This is a genomic window from Homoserinibacter sp. GY 40078 (assembly GCF_008017545.1).
Taxonomy (GTDB): domain Bacteria; phylum Actinomycetota; class Actinomycetes; order Actinomycetales; family Microbacteriaceae; genus Homoserinibacter.
Map to the genome: position 1 here is coordinate 72,562 of NZ_VRTZ01000001.1, position 21,562 is coordinate 94,123.

Sequence of the window (21,562 nt, forward strand, 5' to 3'; positions counted from 1 at the left end):
ACTCCATGCTCCGACGTGGGCGCACCCTGCGGCGGCGCTCGGAGGAGCTCAGGGGAGGACGAGCCACTCCCGCAACCAGTGGAGGACTCGTGACCCTCCTCGGAGACCGCACATGAGCGCCTCGACGTTCCCCCGGTTTCCCCTAAATCTCAGCTGTGTAAACACCCTGTTTCGCTGAGGTCTTCGGTTGACAAGGTCTCAATGCTCCCTAGATGGCGCTGGATACGTTCAGCCCGAGACCCAACGGCGGGGACGCCGCCGCAGGGTTGCGAATGGCGACGTCGACGCAGGGCTCACCACCTCATCCATTCCTCACTCAGGAGAAGTGTGTCCACATTTCGATTGAGGCGGTCGGCGTCTGCCGTCCTCCTCTGCGCCCTCGGCGCATCCGTATTCACCGCCATCCCCGCATCCGCGGCGGACGACGGGGTGGTCGCTCAGGGCGATGACTGGTCTGTGACCACCTCGCCCGGTGGTTACCTCGTCACCTACGACCTCGACGAGCCGCTGCCGATGGTCGATGACGCGCCGACGATCATCGTCGACGGCGTCCCGCTCGGTCTCGCGACCGAGTCGAGCGACGGCCTGTCGCTGACCCTCACCACCAACGACCCGCGCGTCACCTCGGCCCGCGACGTCGAGACCGGCTGGTCGTCGGGCGCCGACGTGCAGGACCTCGAGGGCTCGGCCGACGACGCCGACTCCGCCCCCGACACCCGCACGCTCCTGCGTCAGCTCGCACCGCTCACGGCGCCCGCGGCGGCCGCAGCAGACCCGGCCGACACCGGTGAGTACGCGGTGACCGAAGCCGAGTACGACTTCGGCGACCGCGCCGTCGCCCTCGCCGCGATCGGCGACATCCGCGGCGAGATGACCGGAAAGCTCTACCTCACGAGCGCGTCCGGCGAGCGCCCGACGATCGTGCTCCTGCACGGACGCCACACCTCGTGCTCGGGATCCGGATCGAACCCGCTGCGCTGGCCCTGTGGCCCGACGCAGATGAACATCCGCTCCTACCTCGGATACGAGGGAACGGCACGCGCGCTCGCGTCGCACGGCTTCAACGTCGTCTCGATCGCCGCCAACTCGATCAACTCGAACGACAACCAGCTCGCGCTCGACCGCGGAGCGCAGGCGCGCGGACAGCTCATCCTCGACACCCTCAGCTGGCTGAAGAACGCCAACGCCGGCAAGCCGGTCGCGTTCGACGACATCGCGTGGCCGGTGGGCGACGCGGAGCCGGTGACCGTGACGCGCACCCTCGATGAAGCTCTCACCCTCGCGACGACGCGCACGGACCAGCCGGCGGCTCCGTCGGGCGTGACCGCGGCGTCGCTCAAGGGACGCTTCGACCTCACCAACATCGGCATCATGGGTCACTCCCGTGGTGGCGAAGGTGTCGTCTCGGCGGCGACGCTCAACCAGGGCCTCGCGAAGCCGTTCGGCATCGTGTCGGTGCTGCCGCTCGCGCCGGTCGACTTCGGTCGCATGACGCTGCCCGACGTTCCCACGGCGGTCTTCCTGCCCTACTGCGACGGCGACGTGTCGAACCAGCAGGGTCAGCACATGATCGACGACTCGCGCCACGCGTTCGGAGACGACGTGCTCCGCTCCGCGGTGTGGGTGATGGGTGCCGACCACAACTTCTTCAACACCGTGTGGACGCCTGGCCTCTACCCGGCGGCGACGAGCGACGACTGGCGCGACAGCAACGGCCTGCCGACTCCCTCCACCTGTCACACGAGCAGCCCGACGCGTCTGACCGCCGCGCAGCAGTACCAGGTGGGTGTGTCGTACATGACGGCGTTCTTCCGCCTGACCGTGGGCGGCGAGACGGAGTTCCAGCCGCTGTTCGACGGATCGATCAAGCCCTCGACAAGCTCGACCGAATACGCGGACGTGCGCATCATGGCGTCCCAGCCGACGTCGGCCACGTCGCTCGTGACCAGCTTCGAGCAGAACAGCTCGCTCATCCGCACCTCCGGAGACGCGAGCGCCAAGATCTGCACGAACATGAACGGCCGCACGGTCGCTCAGTCGCTGCCCTACTGCACGGAGACCAAGGGATCGTCGCAGGTTCCGCACTGGACGCCGGCTACCCTCGCCACGAACGTGCCGGAGTACCCGGTCACGCGACTGCTGTGGACCTCGGCCGTGCCGACGAATGTCAGCACCGGCCAGCTGCTGATCGGTGTGCCGAGCACGATGCGGGACGTCTCCGGACGCAGCCAGCTGACGCTCAAGACGGCACCGGATGAGAGTGTGACGGCCGGCACTGACTTCACGATCGAGGTGGTCGACGGTCACAACCACACGTTCAGCGTGGCGGCGTCGGAGATCAACCCGCTCGCGGTGAACCGGATGCCGGGTGGCGACTCGCGGCTCGACAAGATCGTGCTGCAGCAGCTCACGATCCCGACGGCCGACATGACCGGCATCGACCTGACCGATGTGCGTGAGATCCGTATCAAGGCGGCCATCGGGGCCGACGGGACGGGGAACGGCGGGGTCTACCTCTCCGACCTCGCCTTCGACACCCCGAGCCTCGGCACCGCCGTCGTGCAGACCCGCACCACGGTGAACGTCGCGCCGACCATCCTCGAGGAGGGCAACGCCCCCGGAACCGGCCAGGTCGCGGTGTACCTCAACCGCGCCGACAGCAAGCCGATCACCGGGTACGTGAGCGTGCTGGGTTCGACCTCCGGGTCCGTGGGCGTCGCGATGCAGCCTGTGACCTTCGCCCCCGGCGAGGTCTGCAAGGCAGTCGACGTGCCGACGCAGGGCAACAGCACGACGTCGACAGCGGCGTCCTCCGTCTACACCGTCAGCGTCACCAACACTTCGAACGCGGTGATGGGTGCGGGCGCATTCGCCAACCTGACGATCCGCGAGGACGACGGGGTGACCGGCGGCGCCACGGCGCTACCGGAGGTCGGTGTGCAGGGCGACCCCTGTGAGGAAGCGCTCGGGAAGGACAAGAAGCTCACCGCGAGCACGTCCAAGCCGAAGCGTGGCGACACCGTGACGGTCACCGGTTCCGGGTTCCGTGCCGGTGAGTCGGTCTCGCTCGAGATGCACTCCGAACCCGTCGCTCTCGGATCGGTGGTGAGCACCGACGGTACGGTCTCGTTCACCGTGACGATCCCGGCCGACGCGGAGTTCGGATCGCACACCTTCGTCGCGACCGGCTACGGCTCGGGCACCGTGGGCACGACCGCGTTCGCAGTGGTCGACCCGAGCGCTCCGACCGGCGGCGGCTCGGGCAGCGGATCCGGCGGCTCGGGTAGCGGCTCGGGCGGCGGGACCGCGGCTCCGGCTGGAGACGGATCCCTGGCGGGTACCGGTGTCAACGCGGGCCAGGTCATCGGCTGGGTGGCGTTCAGCGTGATGCTGCTCGCCGGCGGTGGCCTCCTCCTCGTGCTGCGCGGCATGCGTCGCCGAGTGGACGCCGACCAGTAGTTCCTCAGTACGGGCGGGCTCCGTCTCCGGCTTGGGCCGGGGCGGAGCCCGCTCCGTGTGTCGGCGACGGCGCGCCTCAGAACGCGGACAGCGCATCGCGCAGAATGCCCACCACGAGCGGCACCACGCCCAGCAGCACGAACGCCGGCAGGAAGCACAGCCCGAGCGGCGCCAGCAGACGCGATCCGAGGAGCGCAGCACGGCGGAGTGCATCCGCGAGCTCGGTGCGCCTCACCCGAACCGCCTCGGCGCGCAGCAGCTCCGCGGCCGGCACGCCGGTTCGGACGGCGAAGTCGAGGACCTCCCGCGCGGCTTCGAGCTGGGCGCTCAGCTCGAGTCCGCCGCGGTGCGCAGCCGCTTCCGCCAGCTCCACGGCGCGAGCAGGCGGGACGCCTCCGCCGAGTGCGGCCGCGAGCAGCTCCGCCCCCATCCCCGCGAGCGGCTCGACCTGGCGGGCCGCCTCGACCAGTCGGCGGTTCCAGCGGCGTCCGGCGGCCAGCAGGGCGGCGCCCGCAAGTCCTGCGAGCGCTCCTGGCACCGTCCCCAGCAGGACGCCGAACGGGTCGGCACCGATGGCGAGGCCGAGCATGACACCCGCGAGCGGCAGCAGGGCGACGATCCGCGCGGTGGCGAGCGGCCCGGCGAGTGCCGCATCCGCCTGACGGCCCGCGTCGGCGAGCGCCGACAACGCATCAGCGGTTCTGGCGAGGGCGTCAGCGACAGGCGCACCGGACACCATGGCGAGCTCCCACTGCACCGACAGCAGCCGCCACGCGGTGCGGAGGGCCCCAGGTTGCCCGTCGAGAGCGACGCGGATCGCATCCGGTACATCGTTCGGGCTCTCGCAGCCCGCTGCAACGGCGAGCGGATGCACGCTGGAGGCAAGCGCCTTCACCGCGGAGAGCGGATCGAGACCCGCCCCCAAGAGGACGGCGAGACGACGCGCTCCCTCGGCGGCCTGTTCGAGTTGCTCGGGCTCGGTCGCCGTCGTCGGCCGGCCCCTCACATCGCCTCCGCCTCGAGCTCTCCGCGCGCCGACAGCCGCAGCCGACCGAGTTCGGCGACACGTCGCGTGCCGTCGGTGAGCCGCTCGAGATGCACGACCGCATCGAGCGCGCTGACCGCCTGCCGCGCGAGCACGGGCGCGGGCCACCCCGCGAGCGCCCCCAGCGCTTCGAGCCGCGCCGGCACATCGGCGAGCGAATTCGCGTGCAGGGTGCCTGCTCCCCCGTCATGGCCCGTATTGAGGGCGATGAGCAGCTCGCGGAGCTCCGCCCCGCGCACCTCGCCCACCACGAGCCTGTCGGGACGCATCCGCAGCGCTTCTCGCACCAAGCGGTCGAGGCCGATTCCACCCCGACCCTCGAGGTTGGGCTGACGCGCCTCGAGCCGGATCACGTGGGGGTGCGGCACCCGGAGCTCTCCCACGTCCTCGACGATCACGATCCGCTCGTGAGCGGGCGCCGCGCCGAGCAATGCGCTGAGCAACGTCGTCTTGCCGGAGCCACCGGCTCCCGTGACGAGAAGGTTCGCTCGGTCTGCGGCGAGTCGCTCGACCGACGCCCGCGGGATCCTGCCGAACGCCCCCGCCGCCTCCAGCTGGTCGAGCCCCACGCGGCGGCGCCGGGGAATGCGGATGGAGAGCACCGTGGCGTCGGGTGACACGGGAGGCAGGACGCCATGCACCCTGATGCCGTCGCCGATGCGCACGTCGGCGCACGGAGTCGCCTCGTCGAGGTGACGTCCCCCGAGAGCGACCAGACGCACCGCGAGCTCGCGCGCCTCACCCGGAGGGATGCGCACGGCGGGCTCGCTGCGAGCCCCGCCTCCACGGTCGACCCACACCCCGCCGTCGGGGTTGACGAAGACGTCCGTGACATCGTCATCGACGAGGAATGCGGCGAGCGGACCGAAGGCCGCGGGAGGCGGGTGAACCATCCCGCCAGCTTCGAACGCGCGCCACCTCATTTCGGGTGACAAGCGGCATTTCGGGGTACAAGCAGGCGGCGCCCGAAACTGTGGAGGAACGGACGGCGGCGCACCCCAGTGGTTCACCGGTTGAACGGTACGAATGCCCCAAAAACCCCTGTTAAACGGAGGGGCGGCGCCCATTTGGGGGGGATGGGCGCCGCCGCAAGCAACGCTTGATTGGGGGGAATCGACCGCGCTGCGTAGTCCGAGAGGTTTAATGCTCGGTGGGGTCAGTGTACTCCAAATGGAGGACACCGCAACGGGGTACCCCGAGGTTACGCAACGCGCGCGTCCGGAGTTGTCTTCTGGACGCATCCGGCGCGGGCCGACACCGCGCCGCGCGCTGTGGATAGGATCGTGGGGTTCCCCGGAAAACCTCCGCGCGACTACCAGGCACGGTCGCGAATCGACACAAGGATGATGACGTCCATGACCTCGATCGACAGCCTGCTCACCGAGACCCGGCGCTTCGCCCCGTCCCCCGAGTTCACCGCGACCCGCGTCGCCGGACCGGAGGTGTACGAACGCGCCGCGGCCGACCGCCTCGGGTACTGGGCGGAGCGCGCCCGCGAGCTGCACTGGCACACCCCCTTCCAGACGGTCCTCGACTGGTCCAACCCGCCGTTCGCGAAGTGGTTCGCCGACGGGCGGATCAATGTGGCCTACAACTGCCTCGACCGCCACGTGTTCGCCGGCAACGGCGACCGCGTCGCCATCCACTGGGAGGGCGAGCCGGGCGACAGCCGGACGCTCACGTACGCCGAGCTCACCGCCGAGGTGAAGCGCGCCGCGAACGCGCTCGCCGCCCTCGGCATCCGGCAGGGCGACCGGGTGGCGATCTACCTCCCGGTTGTTCCGGAGGCGGTCATCGCGATGCTCGCCGTCGCGCGCCTCGGTGCGGTGCACTCCGTCGTGTTCGGCGGGTTCAGCGCCGAGTCGCTCCGGGCTCGCATCGACGACGCCAATGCGAAGCTCGTCATCACCGCAGACGGCGGTTATCGCAAGGGCAAGGTGTTCCCACTGAAGCCCACCGTCGACCAGGCAGTGGAGGGCGCATCGAGCGTCGAGCATGTGCTCGTCGTCAAGCGCGGGGGCAACGAGGTCGACTTCGTCGAGGGTCGTGACATCTGGTGGGACGACGCGATGACGAGCGCCGACTACGACCACGAGGCCCAGGCGTTCGAGGCCGAGAACCCCCTCTTCATCCTCTACACCTCCGGCACCACCGGGAAGCCCAAGGGCATCCTGCACACCTCGGGCGGCTACCTCACCCAGGCGGCGGCCACCCACCACGATGTCTTCGACCTGCACCCCGAAACCGACGTCTACTGGTGCACCGCCGACGTCGGATGGATCACCGGACACAGCTACGTCGTCTACGGTCCGCTCGCGAACGGCGCCACCCAGCTGCTCTACGAGGGCACCCCCGACACTCCGCACCCGGGCCGCTGGTGGGAGCTGATCGAGAAGTACAAGGTGACGATCCTCTACACGGCGCCCACCGCGATCCGCTCCTTCATGAAGCTGGGGCGCCAGATCCCGCAGAAGTTCGACCTCACGAGCCTGCGGCTGCTCGGATCGGTCGGAGAGCCGATCAACCCGGAGGCGTGGGTCTGGTACCGCGACGTGATCGGCGGCGGCACGGCTCCGATCGTGGACACCTGGTGGCAGACCGAGACGGGGGCGATCATGATCTCCGCGCTGCCCGGGGTCACCACGCTGAAGCCCGGGAGCGCGCAGGTGCCGCAACCTGGCATCACGATCGACATCCTCGCCGACGACGGGTCCCGCGTGGACCCGCCGAACGGCGGTCTCCTCACGGTGCGCGAGCCGTGGCCGTCGATGCTGCGCGGCATCTGGGGTGACCCGGAGCGGTTCGTCGAGACGTACTGGGAGAAGTTCTCGCAGTCCGGATGGCGCTATTTCGCCGGAGACGGCGCCCACGTCGATGAGGACGGCGACATCTGGCTGCTCGGCCGCATCGACGATGTGATGAACGTCTCAGGTCACCGGCTTTCGACGACCGAGATCGAGTCGGCTCTCGTCGGCAACCCGATGGTCGCCGAGGCGGCCGTGGTGGGCGCCTCCGATGAGACGACGGGGCAGGCGGTCGTCGCGTTCGTCATCGTGAAGCAGTCGCACCGCGAGGAGCACAGCGACGACGAGTTCTCCCAGCTGCTGCGCGCCCACGTGGCGCAGGCGATCGGCGCGATCGCCCGACCGCGTCAGGTGTTCATCGTGACCGAGCTGCCGAAGACGCGATCCGGCAAGATCATGCGCCGCCTGCTGCGCGACGTGGCCGAGGGCCGCGCCGTCGGCGACACGACGACGCTCGCCGACACCTCCGTGATGCAGATCATCAGCGACAAGCTGCGAACCGGCACAGCCCCCGAGGACTGACCCCTCGCCCCATCCCCCGAGTCCGCCTCCGCCGAGCGGTGCGGGGTGGGATCGCGAGAGCGTCGCAGGCACCGGGCCTGGCGGGCGCGCGCCGAAGGCACGCGCGGGTACGCGACGCTCTCGCGATCCCACCCCGCTCTGCGCCCCGTGCGTCAGGCGAACTGGAGCACCAGCTCCACTTCCACCGGCGCATCCAGCGGCAGCACTGCGACGCCGACGGCCGAGCGGGCGTGTACGCCTGCGTCGCCGAACACCTCGCCGAGGAGCTCGGATGCGCCGTTGATGACGCCGGGCTGGCCGGTGAAGTCGGGGGCGGATGCGACGAATCCGACGACCTTGACGACGCGGGTGACGCGGTCGAGTGAGCCGATGACGTTCTCGGCGGCCGCGAGGGCGTTGAGCGCACAGACCTGGGCGAACTGCTTCGCCTCTTCGGCGGAGACTTCGCGGCCGACTTTGCCGACGGCGGGGAGTACTCCGCCGATCATCGGCAGCTGCCCCGAGGTGTAGACGAGGTTCCCGGTGACGACGGCGGGCACGTAGGCCGCGACGGGCGGGACGACGGGGGGCAGTGCGAGTCCGAGTTCGGCGATTCGGTCGGCAACGCTCACGCGTTCTCTCCTTCGATGGGTCGCTTCATGTATGCCACGAGCCCACCTTCCGGTCCGGTGACGATTTGGACGAGCTCCCAGCCTTGGGATCCCCAATTATTCAGGATGGCGGTGGTGTTGTGGATCAGGAGGGGTGTCGTCAGGTATTCCCAGGTGGGCACTTTTCGGGCTTCCGTTCAGCTATCGAGGAGGGGCGATCCCGTACCCTGACCCTATGCCCGCTCAACGAACCACGGCTAGAAGTCTGCTCGGCGCAGGCCTCGGCCTCTTCGGCTTCAGCGCGATCGCCGGTCTTCTGGTGGCTGTCATGGTCGCCCCTGCGATCGCTGTCACCGGCATCACCGCGACGAACTCGACGACCGTGTTCCAGGAGATGCCCGATTACATCGAGATCGCGCAGCAGCAGCAGCGGAACACGTTCGTGGCGCTCGGCGCCAAGGGCAACGAGATCAAGATCGCGGATGTCTTCAACCAGAACCGCGAGGAGGTGTCGCTCGACAGCATCGACGAGGACCTCAAGTGGGCGGCGATCGATGGTGAGGATCGCCGTTTCTATGAGCACGGTGGCGTCGATCTGCCGTCGCTCGTGCGTGCGGCGATCGGGCAGTTGAGCGGTGAGAGCGATTCGGGTGGCGCCTCGACTCTGTCGATGCAGCTGGTGCGCAACATCCTCGTGTTGCGTGCGGTGAACACGCCGATCTCGGACGAGTTCACCCAGGACGACTACGACGCGGCGATCCGCGCGGCGACGTATCCGGACCTGAACCGCAAGCTCAAGGAGATGAAGCTCGCGATCGGTCTGGAGAAGAAGTACACGAAGGACGAGATCCTTCAGGGGTACCTCAACATCGTGCTGATGGGCGGCACGACTTATGGGGTCGAGGCGGGCGCGCAGCGCTACTTCGGTACCTCGGCGGCGGATGTGACTCCCGCGCAGGCGGCGAGCCTGATCGCGATCGTGCAGAACCCGAGCAGGAACGGGCTCAACAATCCGGAGAACTTCGAGCGCAACAAGGAGCGCCGCGATCTCATCCTGTGGTGGATGCACGAGCAGGGCCACTTGACGGACGAGCAGTACACGGAGGCGAAGGAGACCCCCGTCGATGACACGACGGTGAGCCAGAACACCCCTCGCAGTGGCTGCACGTCGGCACCGGTGGAATACCGCTACCCGTGCGATTTCGCTCTGAAGACGATCCTCAACGGCGAGGTTCCTTCGCTCGGCGCGACGAAGGAGGAGCAGCTCGCTCGCTGGAAGGAGGGCGGGCTCACGGTCGTCCTGTCGATCGACCCGTGGCTGCAGAAGACGGCGACGGATGTGGCGAAGCAGTACGCTCCGGCGAACGTGACCAGCATGCAGCTGGGTGCGGCCGTGACGAGCGTGCAGGTCGGGACCGGACGGATCCTGATCATGGCGCAGAACAAGACGTTCGACGACACCGGCGACGGTGACAAGCTGACGACGACGGCTGTGAATTTCTCGGCCGATGAGGCTCATGGCGCCTCGAAGGGCTACCAGCCGGGTTCGACGTATAAGCCGTTCACGCTGCTGACCTTCCTTGCGGCGGGGCACGGTATCAACGAGACGTTCAACGCGAGCATCCTGAGCATGCCGATGTCGTCGTTCCAGGATTCCTGCAACGGGCCGTGGACTGGGCCTGACTACACCTACAAGAACGACTCGGGTGAGCGCGGCCTGTACACGGCTGCCCGAGGTACGGCGGCATCCGTGAACTCGGTGTTCACCCAGATGGCGGCCGAGCTCGACCAGTGCGACATCCGCGAGATGGCGCGCTCGTTCGGCATGCACCGCGCGGATGGCGCAGCGGATGGGTCGGACATCGCGACACGCCCCGCGTGTTCCCTCGGTGGGTGTGAGAACAACTTCGTCCCGATGACGACCGCCGCGGCATATGCGGGCATCGCTAACCAGGGCACCTTCTGCAAGGCGATCATCATCGACCAGATCACCGCCGTCGACGGCACGGAGCTGGGTGGCCAGGAGCAGGAGTGCAACCCCACGCTCGCATCGCCCGCCGTGGCGAATACGGCCGCGTACGCGATGGGGATGGTGATGACCTCCGGTACGGGTAGCGCGTCCAACCCGAACGACGGAACCCCCTACATCGGCAAGACCGGTACCGCGAACAAGGCGCAGAACACCTGGATGTCGGGTTCGTCGACCGAAGTGTCGACCACGGTGTGGGTCGGCAACATCGTCGGCGACCAGAGCCTCCGTGCGATCTCGATCAACGGCAACTACGGCGGTTCGCTGCGCCACTACATCTTCAAGCCGATCGCGCTGGCGATCGACTCGAAGTATCCGGGGCACGCGTTCCCCGGCGCTGATTCCTCGCTGCTCTCGGGTACTCCGGTGATCGTCCCCGACAACCTCGTGGGCATGACGGCCGAGCAGGCGAAGGCCGCGATCGAGCTCGCCAAGCTCTCGTATGTCGACGCAGGGTCGGTGGATTCCGACGAGCCTGCAGGCACGGTCGTGAAGACGGAGCCGGGATCGGGCGCATCGGTGCCGAAGGGCAGCGGCGTGAAGGTGTATGTGAGCAACGGGCTCGCGGTTGCCCTCCCGGATGTATCGAACATGGGCTACGACTACGAGGGTGCGAAGTCTGCTCTCCGCAGCCAAGGGTTCGCGAACTTCTCGCAGGCGTGTGAGGTCGCCGATCCGGATGCCGATCCGGGGTCGATCGGCACGGTCGTGGCGCAGGATCCGGCGGCCGGAACGATGATGAATCCGAAGAAGAAGGTCACGCTGACCGTCCGACAGCTCTCTTGCGACGGGCCGTGAGCCGCTCCGCGGGCGCGATCGGCGGCACCCTCGGTGCCGTCGCCGCCGCGGGCGCCGCGACGCTCGCTTGGGGCGTCGCGGTGGAGCGCAACCGCTTCACGGTGCGCCACGAGACGCTGCCGGTGCTCGAACCGGATGCGCGTCCGATCACGATCCTGCACTTGAGCGATCTGCACATGGCACCGTGGCAGCGGGCGAAGCAGGATTTCGTCCGCTCGCTCGCCGTGTATGAGCCGGACCTCGTGATCGACACGGGCGACAATCTGGGCCACGCGGACGGGATCGACGGCATCCGTCGTGCGCTCGAGCCGTTCGCCGGCGCCGCAGGGTTGTTCGTGCACGGCTCGAACGACTACTTCGGCCCGGAGTTCAAGAACCCGTTCGGATACTTCGCTCCGCGCGACAAGGCTCGGCGCACGAAGCGCTCCCCGGATCTCGACACGGCTGCGCTCAACGCGTATCTGGTGGATGAGCTCGGATGGTTCGACCTGAACAACGCGGTGCGTGCGGTGGAGGTGAAGGGCACTCGACTGGAGCTCTTCGGCACGGGTGACGCGCACAAGGGATGGGATCGCCTCGGCGAGCTGCCGGGCGCGGTCGAGGAGTTGCGCGAGAACGTCGAGTGGTCGACGGACGAGCGGCGCCAGGTGCTCACGATCGCCGCGACTCACGCGCCGTACCGTCGCGTGCTGGATGCGTTCGTCTCCCAGGGCGCCGACCTGATCTTCGCCGGTCACACCCACGGCGGCCAGGTGCGGATCCCGGGGCGCCCGGCTCTCGTCACGAACTGCGACATCCCGCCGGCCCAGGCCCAGGGCCTGAGCGTCTGGCGCACGGGAGCGCAGAGCGCGTTCCTCGAGGTGTCGGCGGGGCTCGGCACGTCGATCTACGCACCGGTGCGGTTCGCGTGCCCGCCGGAGGCGATCGTGATGACGCTGACTCCGGTCAGCCTCTAGCCGCCCGCCGCCTCGTCAGCTGCGCCTCGTCAGCTGCGGCGCGCGTCTTCCACGGTCGGCGCACCCGCGGGCGATGTGGGGAGCCCGCCCATGGCGACCCCGTGCAGCGCGTACCGCAGGGCGATGCGGTCGTCCCAGGGGTACTCGGTGCCGCCGATCGACATGCTCTGCTTGTGACCCTTGCCGCACGCGACGACGACGTCGCCCGGCTGGGCCGCCTGCACGGCCGTGAGGATCGCGGTGCCGCGATCCGGGATCCGGAGCAGGTTCTCGCCGAGGCGGGCACCCGAACGGATCGCCGCCGCCTGCATGGTGTCGAGGATCTCGTCCACCGGCTCCGTGCGCGGGTCGCTCGCGGTCAGCACCATGAGGTCCGTGTACTTCGCCGCGATGGCGGGCATCGTCTCGCGCTTGTCGCGGTCGCGGAGTCCCGCGCAGCCGAAGACGGCGATGAGGCGCCCGCCGGGGGCCAGCATCCGGCGCAACGACGGGAACAGCTGCTCGTAGGCGTCGGGGGTATGGGCGAAGTCGACGAGCGCCGTGAAGGGCTGCCCCTCGTCGATCGTCTGCATCCGCCCGTCCACAGCCGTCGTCGCGTCGAGTCCGCGCTGCACGACCTCGGGCGACCAGCCTCGCGCGCGACCGTAGGCGATCGCGGCGAGGGCATTGGAGACGTTGAAGGTGCCGGTGAGCGCGGTGCGGTATTCGTCGCCGTCGACGGTCATGCGGATCCCGCCGGGGGTCACCTCGAGCTGCTCGGGTCGCACGTCGCCCGCGTTCACCCCGTACTCGATGACCGTCGCGCCGCGGGACGCGTCGCGGAACCACGAGCCCGAGGGGTCGTCGGCGTTGATCACCGTGATGCCGCCCATCGCCCCGACACGCTCGAAGAGGATGCCCTTGGCGGCACGGTAAGCCTCGAAGGTGCCGTGGTGGTCGAGGTGCTCGTGGGTGAGGTTCGTGAAGACTCCCGCGTCGATCCCGATGCCGTTCAGTCGGCCCTGTTCGAGCCCTTGGCTCGACATCTCGACGAGCGCTTCGGGGAAGCCCGCGTCGACCATGCTTCCGAGCATCTCCTGCACCTGCGGTGCGCCCGGCGTCGTGATGTGGACTCCCACGGGGATGAAGCCGGTGCCGTACTCGACGCCGATCGTGGAGATGAGCCCCACCGGTCCCCCGGTGGCGGCGTCGACCACGCCGCGCAGCAACATGGTCGTGGTGGTCTTGCCGTTCGTTCCCGTGATGCCGGTGATCTCGATCTTCTTGGTGGGGAGTCCCCACCAAGACGCGGCGAGGTATCCGATCGCCTGCTGCGCGTCGGTGACGCGCGCGTACGGCACGCCGACGTCGATGTGCTCGGCGTCGCCGACGACGGCGACGGCGCCTCGCGCGACGGCTTCGACAGCGAGCGTGCGCCCGTCGACGACCTTGCCCTGCCGAGCGATGAAGACTCCGCCGGGCTGCACCTCATCCGCCCGCTCGACGGGAGGAGCCGTGACCTCCACATCGCCACCGGCCGAGAGGAGCATCCCCTCCGGCAGGGCGTCGAGAAGACCGGAGAAGCGGGTGGGCATGGTCCGAGTCTAGGCGGCGCGCTGTTCGCACCGGATGCACGAAGGGCCGCCCGAAGGCGACCCTCTGCGTGATGGTCGGGGTAACAGGATTTGAACCTGCGGCCTCGTCGTCCCGAACGACGCGCGCTACCAAGCTGCGCCATACCCCGGTGTTGCTGGTGGCAACCTGTCAATCGTACCCGATGCCGACGGCATGCGGATCACGTGAAGTCGGCGTCCGGTTCCTCGCCGTAGCTGAACTCGAGCTTGGGCCGCCATCCGCGATTCAGCACCCCGCCCGACTCCTCCAGGTAGCAGGCGCCGCAGAGCGACTCGTAGGCCACCTCGACCCCGCCGGATGCGAGCGACGCGTCGATCGCGACCTGGTCGCCGTCGAAGACGAAGCGGTCGCCGACCCGCCGCCCGTTGAACACCGCCTTGCGTCCGCATCGGCAGATCGTCTTGAGTTCTTCGAGCGAGTGGGCGATCTCGAGCAGTCGGCGGCTGCCGGGGAACGCGACCGTTTGGAAGTCGGTGCGGATGCCGTACGCGAGCACCGGGATGTCGAGCTGGATGGCGATGCGCAGCAGGTCGTCGACCTGCCCCTCGCTCAGGAATTGAGCCTCGTCGAGCAGGAGGCAGCTGATGTCGCGTCCACGCTGCTGCACGGCACGCGCGCGTTCGCGCTGGAAGCGGTCGAGGAGGTCCTCGGCCGCACCGACCGTGAAGTCGACCTGACGCACGACGCCGAGACGCGACACGATCGCGTTGTCGCCCTTCGAGTCGATCTCGGGCTTGGCCAGCAGCACCTCGTGGCCGCGCTCTTCATAGTTGAAGGCAGCCTGCAGCAGGGCGGTGCTCTTGCCCGAGTTCATCGCCCCGTAGCGGAAGTAGAGCTTCGCCACTACTCGAGATATCCGTCCTCTGCAGCGCGGCGGATGAGTTCAGCCTTCTTGCCCGCGGGGCGCCCCACCTTGGCGTACTTCTCGCGCACGCGACGCAGGTAGGTCTTGGCAGTCTCGTACTGCACGTTCATGCGCTGCGCGACGGCGATGGTGCTGTGGCCGGAGACGTAGAGCTTGAACGCCTCCTCCTCGCCGGGGCTCAGCTTCGGACGCAGCTGCTCGAGCGGAGCGACAGTCTCGCGCGTCTCGGTGGACTCCTCGCCGAGTTGATCGATCCCCATGACGCGACGCGCGGCAGCCATGACCGCCGTCATCGGGAGCGACTTGGACAGGAAGTCGGCGGCACCGGCTGCAGAGGCACGCTCGCGCGCCTCACGGGTGTCGAGGCTCGACAGCACGATGACCTTGGCGCCGGCAGCGCGACAGGTGCGCACGCGCGCCTCGATCGAAATCGGCTCCTTGAGCTGGAGGTCGATGAACACGAGGTCGGTGGGGAACGCGGGACTCTGGACGAGGTCGAGCCAGTTCGACGCAGCCAGCACGAGGTCGAAGTCGGGTGCGTTGCGCTCGATCCAGCTCGCGAGGGTGTCGAGGAGCACCTCGTGGTCGTCGAGAATCGCAAGCCGCACTACGGTGCTCCCCGTCTCGGTACGCGCGGGAGCCGCGCTGAGAGTGGAAGCCATGACTTCGAGCCTACCTCGCACATCCGCCCGGCTCGTCGGCCCCGCTCCGACACGCTCAGAAGAGCGTCGGCTGGAGGGCTGCGGCGGCACGGGGGCTGAGCTCGGAGGCGAGTTCGGCGACGCCTGAACTCCTCGGCAGAGCAGACGGTACGCCGGTACCGGGGTCGAGGCGAGGGCGCTCGCGCTGGTAGCGGCGCAGCAACGGGCGGATGCGGGCCCCGAGCTCGCGGCGATAGCCCTTCGCCGCGTAGGACCCCGACCCATACAGCTGCCGATAGCGGTCGACGAGGTCAGGATGGGTGCGGCGCAGCCACGCCGCGAACCACTCGCGCGCGCCCGGCCGCAGGTGCAGCGCGCCGTAGACGACGCTCGTAGCCCCGGCCTCGGCGATCCGCGAGAGGGCGTCGTCGAGCTGCTCACGGGAATCCGTGAGGTGCGGGAGCACAGGCATGAGGAAGACGGAGCATGGGAGGCCGGCCTCACGCACGGCGCGTACGGTGGCGAGCCGAGCCGCGGTGCTCGGGGCGCCGGGCTCGATCGAGCGCTGCAGCTCCTCGTCCGAGAAGACGGTGATCGACATGGCCGTCTCGACGGGCACCCGCTCGGCCGCAGCCCGCAGGAGCGGGATGTCGCGGCGCAGCAAGGTGCCTTTGGTCAGGATGCTGAACGGCGTGCCCGACGCGGCGAGCGCCGCGATGATCCCGGGCATGAGCCGGTACCGCCCCTCGGCCCGCTGGTACGGGTCGGTATTGGTGCCGAGCGCGACGTTCGGATGCTGCCAGCTGGGTCGGGCGAGCTCGCGCTCGAGCACCTCGACCACATTCACCTTCACAATGATCTGACTGTCGAAGTCGGCACCCGCATCGAGGTCGAGGTAGGTGTGGGTGTTGCGGGCGAAGCAGAAGACGCACTGGTGGGAGCAGCCCCGGTACGGGTTGATCGTCCATCCGAACGGCAGCGCGGAGGCGGCGCCCGGGACGTGATTGAGCGCGGACTTCGCGAGCACCTCGTGGAAGGTGAGCCCTGCGAACTCGGGTGTGCGCACGGTACGGACGAGATTGTCGAGCCGGGCCAGGCCGGGCAGCGCGTCGCCGCTCTCGACGCTCAGCTCCTGCCCGCTCCACCTCATCGAGTCATTCGAACATGTGTTCGAGTGACTGTCAAGCGGTCAGACGGTCACGCGCTCTCGGCGGCCCGGTACGCGGCGACGAGGGCACTGACCCCTCCCACCCAGGGCGCTCCATGCCCCGGGATCACCCAGTCGACGTCGAGCCCCACGAGGCGTTCGATCGACCGCGACGCGGCGCTCCAGTCATCCGTGAACGGCGCGGGTTGCGGTCCCTCGACCCCGGTGAGCACGCTGCGCGTGGTGAGCGCGTCGCCCACGAACACCGCGCGAACGGCGGGCACGTGGATCGCGACGCTGCCCGGCGAGTGCCCCGGCATCCCGATGATGACCGGATCACCCGGCAGCGGGAGCACATCCCCATCGCTGACCGACTCCACCTGGGCCACCTTGGGCATCGACACGCCGCCCTTGCTGATCGCGTACGCGAAGAAGCGCAGCACGGGACCGAGGCGCCGGCGGTCCTTCGGCGGCGACGGCGGCTTCTCGCCCATCGCGCGACCGGCGTCGTCCGCGCCGACGTAGACGGGGATGCCGAGCTCGGCGCGCAGGCGCTCGGCGAATCCCGTGTGGTCGCTGTCGCCGTGGGTCAAGACCACGCCGCGGATATCCGAAAGCGACCTCCCGATCGCCTCGAGTTCACGGCGGAGATCGCGGTAATGCCCGGGCAACCCCGTGTCGATGACGGTGATCCCCTCGTCGGTCAGGATGAGATGGACAGCGACGAGGTCGTTGCCGATGCGGCGCAGCTGCGGGGCGAGTTCCATGAAGGCTACGATAATTAGCCATCGACGATGAGTCAAGGAGATCCGATGCCGGCACCCGAGAAGACGACGCTCGACCAGATCGTGACCGCGGCGCGCGACCTGGTGGAGCAGCTCGGCATCGACGACCTCACCATGCAAGCGGTCGCCACACGAGTGGGCGTGCGCGCACCCTCGCTGTACAAGCGCGTGCGCGACCGCAACGAGCTCCTCGCCCTCGTCGTCGCATCGACGATCGACGCGCTCGCGTCGCAGTTGGACGCCACGCTCGACGACCCCGACCCTCGCACGCGCATCCGTACCCAGGCCGACGGCCTGCGTCGCTTCGCACACGAGCGACCGGTCGGCTACGCGCTCCTCTTCGGAGCGCACGGCGCACCCCGCGGCGAACCGGCGGCCCTCGCCCGCAGCGTGACGCCGCTGCTGGATGCGGTCCGCGAGCTGACCGGCGACGAGCATGCGCTCGACGGCGCCCGCCTCGTCACTGCGTGGGCCAACGGGTTCATCACCATGGAGCTCGCGGGCTCGCTCCGGATGGGCGGCGATATCGACGAGGCATGGAACTGGGGCCTCACGCGAATCATCGCGACGCTCGAACCGCACTGATCGCCGGGCGCGCGGAGGTCAGACGGAGAGGCCGAGCACCTTCGCGGTCTCCGCGAGCTCCGTCGCCGCCGCCTGGGGCGAATCCGACAGCTTGGTTCCGTAGGACGGGATCATGCGGCCGAGCTCAGGCGTCCACGCCGCCATGCGGTCGGGGAAGCACGTGGCGAGAACGTCGAGCATGATCGGCACGGCGGTCGACGCACCGGGCGACGCCCCGAGCAGCCCGGCGATCGTGCCATCCGCGCCCGAGACGACCTCGGTGCCGAACTGGATGACGGCCTTGCCGTCCGAGCCGCGCTTCATGATCTGCACACGCTGGCCGGCGGTGATCCGGTACCAGTCACCCTGCTCGGCGGTCGGCGCGAACTGCTGGAGCACCTCGTGCTGGGCTCGCCTGCTCGCGAGCAGCTCGGTCACGAGGTACCAGACGAGGTCGAGGTTCTTGACGCCCGCCGCGATCATCGTGCCGAGGTTGTGCCACCGGATCGACCCGAACAGGTCGAACCACGTGCCCGACTTCAGGAACTTGGGCGAGAACCCCGCATACGGTCCGAACAGCAGGCTCGCCTGCCCGTCGACCACGCGGGTGTCGAGGTGCGGCACCGACATCGGAGGCGAGCCGACGGCCGCCTTGCCGTACACCTTGCCCTGGTGCCTCGCGACGATCTCGGGGTCGTCGGTGCGGAGGAACTGCCCGCTGATCGGGAACCCGCCGTATCCGCGGATCTCGCGGATGCCCGACTTCTGCAGGAGACCGAGGGCCGCGCCGCCCGCGCCGACGAAGACGAATCGCGCATGCAGTTCGAACGGCGTGTTGCCCACGGTGTGCCGTCCGCGGACTCGCCAGGTGCCGTCCGCCAAGCGCTTGAGGCCCGTCACGCGGCGCTCGGTGCGCAGGGTGGCTCCGCGCTCGACGAGACCCTCGACGAGGTGGGTGGTGAGGGATCCGAAGTCGACGTCCGAGCCGCCCACGATGCGGGTCGCCGCGATCGGCTGCTTCTTCGACCGGCCGGGGATGAGCAACGGCGCCCACGAGCGGATGACGCGCGCATCCTCCGTGAACTCGATTCCCGGGAAGAGCGGGTGGTCCTTGAGCGCCTCGTAGCGCTTGCGGAGGTACTCGACGTTGTCGGCGCCCCACACGAAGCTCAGGTGCGGCACGGGGTTGATGAACTTGTCGGGCTCCGGCAGCAGCCCCTCCTGCACGAGGTGCGACCAGTACTGCCGCGACACCTGGAACTGCTCGTTGACCTTCACCGCGTTGGTGATGTCGATGACGCCGTTCTTCTCGGGCGAGTAGTTCAGCTCGCAGAGTGCGGAGTGCCCGGTGCCCGCGTTGTTCCACGGGTTGGAGCTCTCTTGGGCGATGCTCGGCAGGGCTTCGAGGATGGTGATCGACCACTCCGGTTCGAGCTGCTGCAACAGCGAGCCGAGGGTCGCGCTCATCACCCCGCCGCCGATGAGGACGACGTCGACGGGTTCGGACACGGCCTCCATCCTAACCGGGCGCCCCGCGGGTCAGCGGGCCGGAGGTCCTAGCCGAACTGCGAGACGCCCGCCCCGATGAGTCCGACGCCCGCGGCGGCCAGCCCGAGCGTGAGGCTCGCCGCGCCGATCCAGAGCACGGCGATCGCCCGGCCCGGTCGCTGCGGGTCGCGCCCCAGCACCGAGAGAAAGAACCCGGCGGGCATGAGCAGCGCCGCCGTCGGGATGCCGAACCGTGCGATCAGATCAATCGCGAGGGGCAGTTCCGCGGTGTCGAGCAGGGGGATCACGGCGAGGCTCAACAGCAGCAGGACGGCCGCGTGGGCGTGGCCGGCGCGGAAGAAGCTCGTCTGCAGAGCGTTGGCCGGCACCGACCCGCGCACCACGCGAGTGAGGAACCAGCCGCCGGACTCGACGGTGATGAGGGAGAGGAGCAGCGCCCCCAGGAGGACGGCGGTCCATGGTTGGATTGTCATGGTATCCAATGTTAGATAGTTGCACTACCCAATGCAAGGGGGCGCCATGCTGATGTCACAGCTCTCGGCCGCGACCGACACACCCGTCCCGACGCTCAAGTTCTACCTGCGCGAAGGCCTGCTCCCCGCGGGCACTCCCCTCTCTCAGACCCGAGCGGACTACGACGAGAGCCATGTGCGACGGGTGCGCGTCATTCGCGCCCTCACCGAGACCGTGGGCCTCAGCGTGCAGCAGACCCGCGGCGTGCTCGCCGTCGTCGACGACCCCGGCCCGTCTCTGTTCGACGCGTTCGGACGCGCCCTCTCTCATCTGCCGCCCGAGGTGCCCGAGCAAGACGACTATCCGCGGGCGCGCGCGGCGCTCGGCGCGCTCGGCTGGATGTGCGACCCCGGCTACCCGGCCGTGCGTCAACTCGAGAACGCGATCGCCGCCGCCGAGGCCGTCGGGGTGCCGCTCGACGAGGCGCGCCTGCGGGCGTACGCCCCGCACATCCGCGGCATCGCGCAGTACGACATGGACGGCATCCCGGAGGATCCCGATGCGGCGATCGCCTACGCGGTGCTCGGCACCGCCGCGCACGAGCCCGTCATCGCAGCGCTCCGCCGCCTCGCCCACCAGGACATCGCGGCGACCCGCTGAACGTCAGGCGACCGAGGCGCTCAGCTTCGCCGCGACGATCTCGGCGAGCTGCACGGCGTTGAGAGCCGCACCCTTGCGCAGGTTGTCGTTCGAGATGAACAGCGCGAGGCCCTTGCCCTCCGGCACCGACTGATCCTGCCGGATCCGCCCCACGAAGCTCGGATCGGCGCCCGCCGCCTCGAGCGGGTTGGGCACCTCGGACAGCTGGACACCCGGCGCATCCGCCAGGAGCTCGGTGGCGCGGGCGGGGGTCAGGGCGTCGCGGAAGGTCGCGTTGATCGAGAGCGAGTGACCCGTGAACACCGGGACGCGCACGCACGTGCCCGAGACGAGCAGCTCCGGCAGCTCGAGGATCTTGCGGCTCTCGTTGCGGAGCTTCTTCTCCTCGTCGGTCTCGCCCAGCCCGTCGTCGACGAACGAGCCCGCCTGCGGCACCACGTTGAACGCGATGTTGCGCGGGAACTTCACCGGCTCCGGCAGCTCGACCGCGTGGCCGTCGTGTACGAGGCCGATGGCGTTCTGTGCGACCGCCGCGGCCGCCTGCTCGAGCAGCTCCTCGCCGCCCGCGAGCCCCGCACCCGACACCGCCTGGTACGTGGAGACCACGAGACGCTCGAGACCCGCCTCCGCGTCGAGCACCTTCAGCACCGGCATCGCGGCCATGGTCGTGCAGTTGGGGTTCGCGACGATGCCCTTCACGGCCTCGTCGAGAGCGTGCGGGTTCACCTCGGAGACGACGAGCGGGACCTCGGGGTCCATACGCCACGCGCTCGAGTTGTCGATGACGAGCACGCCCGCGGCCGCGAACCGCGGCGCCTGCACGCGCGACATCGTGGCGCCCGCCGAGAAGATCGCCACATCCAACCCCGTCGGGTCGGCCGTCGCGGCGTCCTCGACCACGATGTCCTCTCCGCGGAACGGGAGCGTCGTGCCGGCGCTGCGCTCCGACGCGAAGAACCGGATCTCGGAGATCGGGAAGTCGCGCTCGACGAGGAGGCGGCGCACGACCGCGCCCACCTGGCCGGTGGCGCCGACAACGCCGAGACGGATACCGCTGCTGCTCATCCCGCCATCGTACCGGCGCGATCCGAGCGTTTCCGGCATGGACGGACGGCGAAACC

Annotated in this window: 18 protein-coding genes and 1 tRNA gene; 6 read left to right on the top strand and 13 right to left on the bottom strand. The window is 69.2% G+C overall.

Going from position 1 to position 21,562, the window contains the following annotated elements:
* Positions 1 to 327: 327 nt before the first annotated feature.
* Positions 328 to 3,459 (top strand): hypothetical protein, encoded by a 3,132-nt coding sequence (locus FVQ89_RS00365; RefSeq protein WP_147899967.1) that lies wholly within the window; start codon positions 328 to 330, stop codon positions 3,457 to 3,459.
* Between the two features lie 76 nt (positions 3,460 to 3,535).
* Here FVQ89_RS00365 and FVQ89_RS00370 read toward each other — a convergent pair whose 3' ends face one another.
* Positions 3,536 to 4,465, bottom strand: a complete 930-nt coding sequence (locus tag FVQ89_RS00370) for a hypothetical protein (RefSeq protein ID WP_147899968.1) — start codon at positions 4,463 to 4,465, stop codon at positions 3,536 to 3,538.
* The gene (locus FVQ89_RS00375) at positions 4,462 to 5,397 is read right to left on the bottom strand and encodes a TadA family conjugal transfer-associated ATPase (protein WP_255513316.1); all 936 of its coding nucleotides are present in this window, start codon (positions 5,395 to 5,397) and stop codon (positions 4,462 to 4,464) included. The genes FVQ89_RS00370 and FVQ89_RS00375 overlap by 4 nt, the downstream gene beginning before the upstream one ends.
* 462 nt (positions 5,398 to 5,859) lie before the next feature.
* Here FVQ89_RS00375 and acs point away from each other — a divergent pair, with 462 nt between their 5' ends.
* Positions 5,860 to 7,830 carry an acetate--CoA ligase gene (acs, locus tag FVQ89_RS00380; protein ID WP_147899970.1) on the top strand — a complete coding sequence of 657 codons (1,971 nt, stop codon included), beginning with the start codon at positions 5,860 to 5,862 and terminating at the stop codon, positions 7,828 to 7,830.
* Between the two features lie 152 nt (positions 7,831 to 7,982).
* On the opposite strand, the gene FVQ89_RS00385 is transcribed toward acs, so the two are convergent.
* Positions 7,983 to 8,441 (bottom strand): RidA family protein, encoded by a 459-nt coding sequence (locus FVQ89_RS00385; protein ID WP_147899971.1) that lies wholly within the window; start codon positions 8,439 to 8,441, stop codon positions 7,983 to 7,985.
* A complete protein-coding gene (locus tag FVQ89_RS14690) occupies positions 8,438 to 8,602 on the bottom strand; it encodes a DUF4177 domain-containing protein (protein ID WP_147899972.1) in 165 nt (54 codons plus the stop codon). The genes FVQ89_RS00385 and FVQ89_RS14690 overlap by 4 nt, the downstream gene beginning before the upstream one ends.
* A 53-nt stretch (positions 8,603 to 8,655) precedes the next feature.
* On the opposite strand from FVQ89_RS14690, the gene FVQ89_RS00395 reads away from it, so the two are divergent.
* Together FVQ89_RS00395 and FVQ89_RS00400 are read left to right on the top strand one after the other, a co-directional pair.
* The gene (locus FVQ89_RS00395) at positions 8,656 to 11,247 is read left to right on the top strand and encodes a transglycosylase domain-containing protein (RefSeq protein WP_147899973.1); all 2,592 of its coding nucleotides are present in this window, start codon (positions 8,656 to 8,658) and stop codon (positions 11,245 to 11,247) included.
* The gene (locus tag FVQ89_RS00400; protein WP_147899974.1) at positions 11,244 to 12,203 is read left to right on the top strand and encodes a metallophosphoesterase; all 960 of its coding nucleotides are present in this window, start codon (positions 11,244 to 11,246) and stop codon (positions 12,201 to 12,203) included. The genes FVQ89_RS00395 and FVQ89_RS00400 overlap by 4 nt, the downstream gene beginning before the upstream one ends.
* A 29-nt stretch (positions 12,204 to 12,232) precedes the next feature.
* On the opposite strand, the gene FVQ89_RS00405 is transcribed toward FVQ89_RS00400, so the two are convergent.
* From FVQ89_RS00405 to FVQ89_RS00430, 6 genes are all read right to left on the bottom strand, one after another.
* Positions 12,233 to 13,777 carry a UDP-N-acetylmuramoyl-L-alanyl-D-glutamate--2,6-diaminopimelate ligase gene (locus tag FVQ89_RS00405; protein WP_147899975.1) on the bottom strand — a complete coding sequence of 515 codons (1,545 nt, stop codon included), beginning with the start codon at positions 13,775 to 13,777 and terminating at the stop codon, positions 12,233 to 12,235.
* A gap of 72 nt (positions 13,778 to 13,849) precedes the next feature.
* Positions 13,850 to 13,926, bottom strand: a tRNA-Pro gene (locus FVQ89_RS00410).
* A gap of 51 nt (positions 13,927 to 13,977) precedes the next feature.
* Entirely contained in the window at positions 13,978 to 14,661 is a 684-nt protein-coding gene (locus FVQ89_RS00415; protein ID WP_147899976.1) for a thymidine kinase, read from the bottom strand.
* The gene (locus FVQ89_RS00420; RefSeq protein WP_147899977.1) at positions 14,661 to 15,344 is read right to left on the bottom strand and encodes a response regulator; all 684 of its coding nucleotides are present in this window, start codon (positions 15,342 to 15,344) and stop codon (positions 14,661 to 14,663) included. The genes FVQ89_RS00415 and FVQ89_RS00420 overlap by 1 nt, the downstream gene beginning before the upstream one ends.
* Positions 15,345 to 15,399: 55 nt before the next feature.
* Entirely contained in the window at positions 15,400 to 16,473 is a 1,074-nt protein-coding gene (locus FVQ89_RS00425) for an Rv2578c family radical SAM protein (protein ID WP_147899978.1), read from the bottom strand.
* A 47-nt stretch (positions 16,474 to 16,520) separates the two neighbouring features.
* On the bottom strand, positions 16,521 to 17,237 hold the full coding sequence (locus FVQ89_RS00430) for an MBL fold metallo-hydrolase (protein WP_147899979.1): 717 nt from the start codon (positions 17,235 to 17,237) through the stop codon (positions 16,521 to 16,523).
* A 45-nt stretch (positions 17,238 to 17,282) separates the two neighbouring features.
* On the opposite strand from FVQ89_RS00430, the gene FVQ89_RS00435 reads away from it, so the two are divergent.
* A complete protein-coding gene (locus tag FVQ89_RS00435) occupies positions 17,283 to 17,840 on the top strand; it encodes a TetR/AcrR family transcriptional regulator (protein WP_147899980.1) in 558 nt (185 codons plus the stop codon).
* An 18-nt stretch (positions 17,841 to 17,858) separates the two neighbouring features.
* On the opposite strand, the gene mqo is transcribed toward FVQ89_RS00435, so the two are convergent.
* The gene (gene mqo, locus FVQ89_RS00440; protein ID WP_187264839.1) at positions 17,859 to 19,337 is read right to left on the bottom strand and encodes a malate dehydrogenase (quinone); all 1,479 of its coding nucleotides are present in this window, start codon (positions 19,335 to 19,337) and stop codon (positions 17,859 to 17,861) included.
* Between the two features lie 38 nt (positions 19,338 to 19,375).
* The gene (locus tag FVQ89_RS00445) at positions 19,376 to 19,801 is read right to left on the bottom strand and encodes a hypothetical protein (protein ID WP_147899982.1); all 426 of its coding nucleotides are present in this window, start codon (positions 19,799 to 19,801) and stop codon (positions 19,376 to 19,378) included.
* A gap of 46 nt (positions 19,802 to 19,847) precedes the next feature.
* Here FVQ89_RS00445 and FVQ89_RS00450 point away from each other — a divergent pair, with 46 nt between their 5' ends.
* Entirely contained in the window at positions 19,848 to 20,441 is a 594-nt protein-coding gene (locus FVQ89_RS00450; RefSeq protein WP_147899983.1) for a MerR family transcriptional regulator, read from the top strand.
* A 3-nt stretch (positions 20,442 to 20,444) separates the two neighbouring features.
* Here FVQ89_RS00450 and FVQ89_RS00455 read toward each other — a convergent pair whose 3' ends face one another.
* Positions 20,445 to 21,506 carry an aspartate-semialdehyde dehydrogenase gene (locus FVQ89_RS00455; RefSeq protein ID WP_147899984.1) on the bottom strand — a complete coding sequence of 354 codons (1,062 nt, stop codon included), beginning with the start codon at positions 21,504 to 21,506 and terminating at the stop codon, positions 20,445 to 20,447.
* Positions 21,507 to 21,562: the final 56 nt, after the last annotated feature.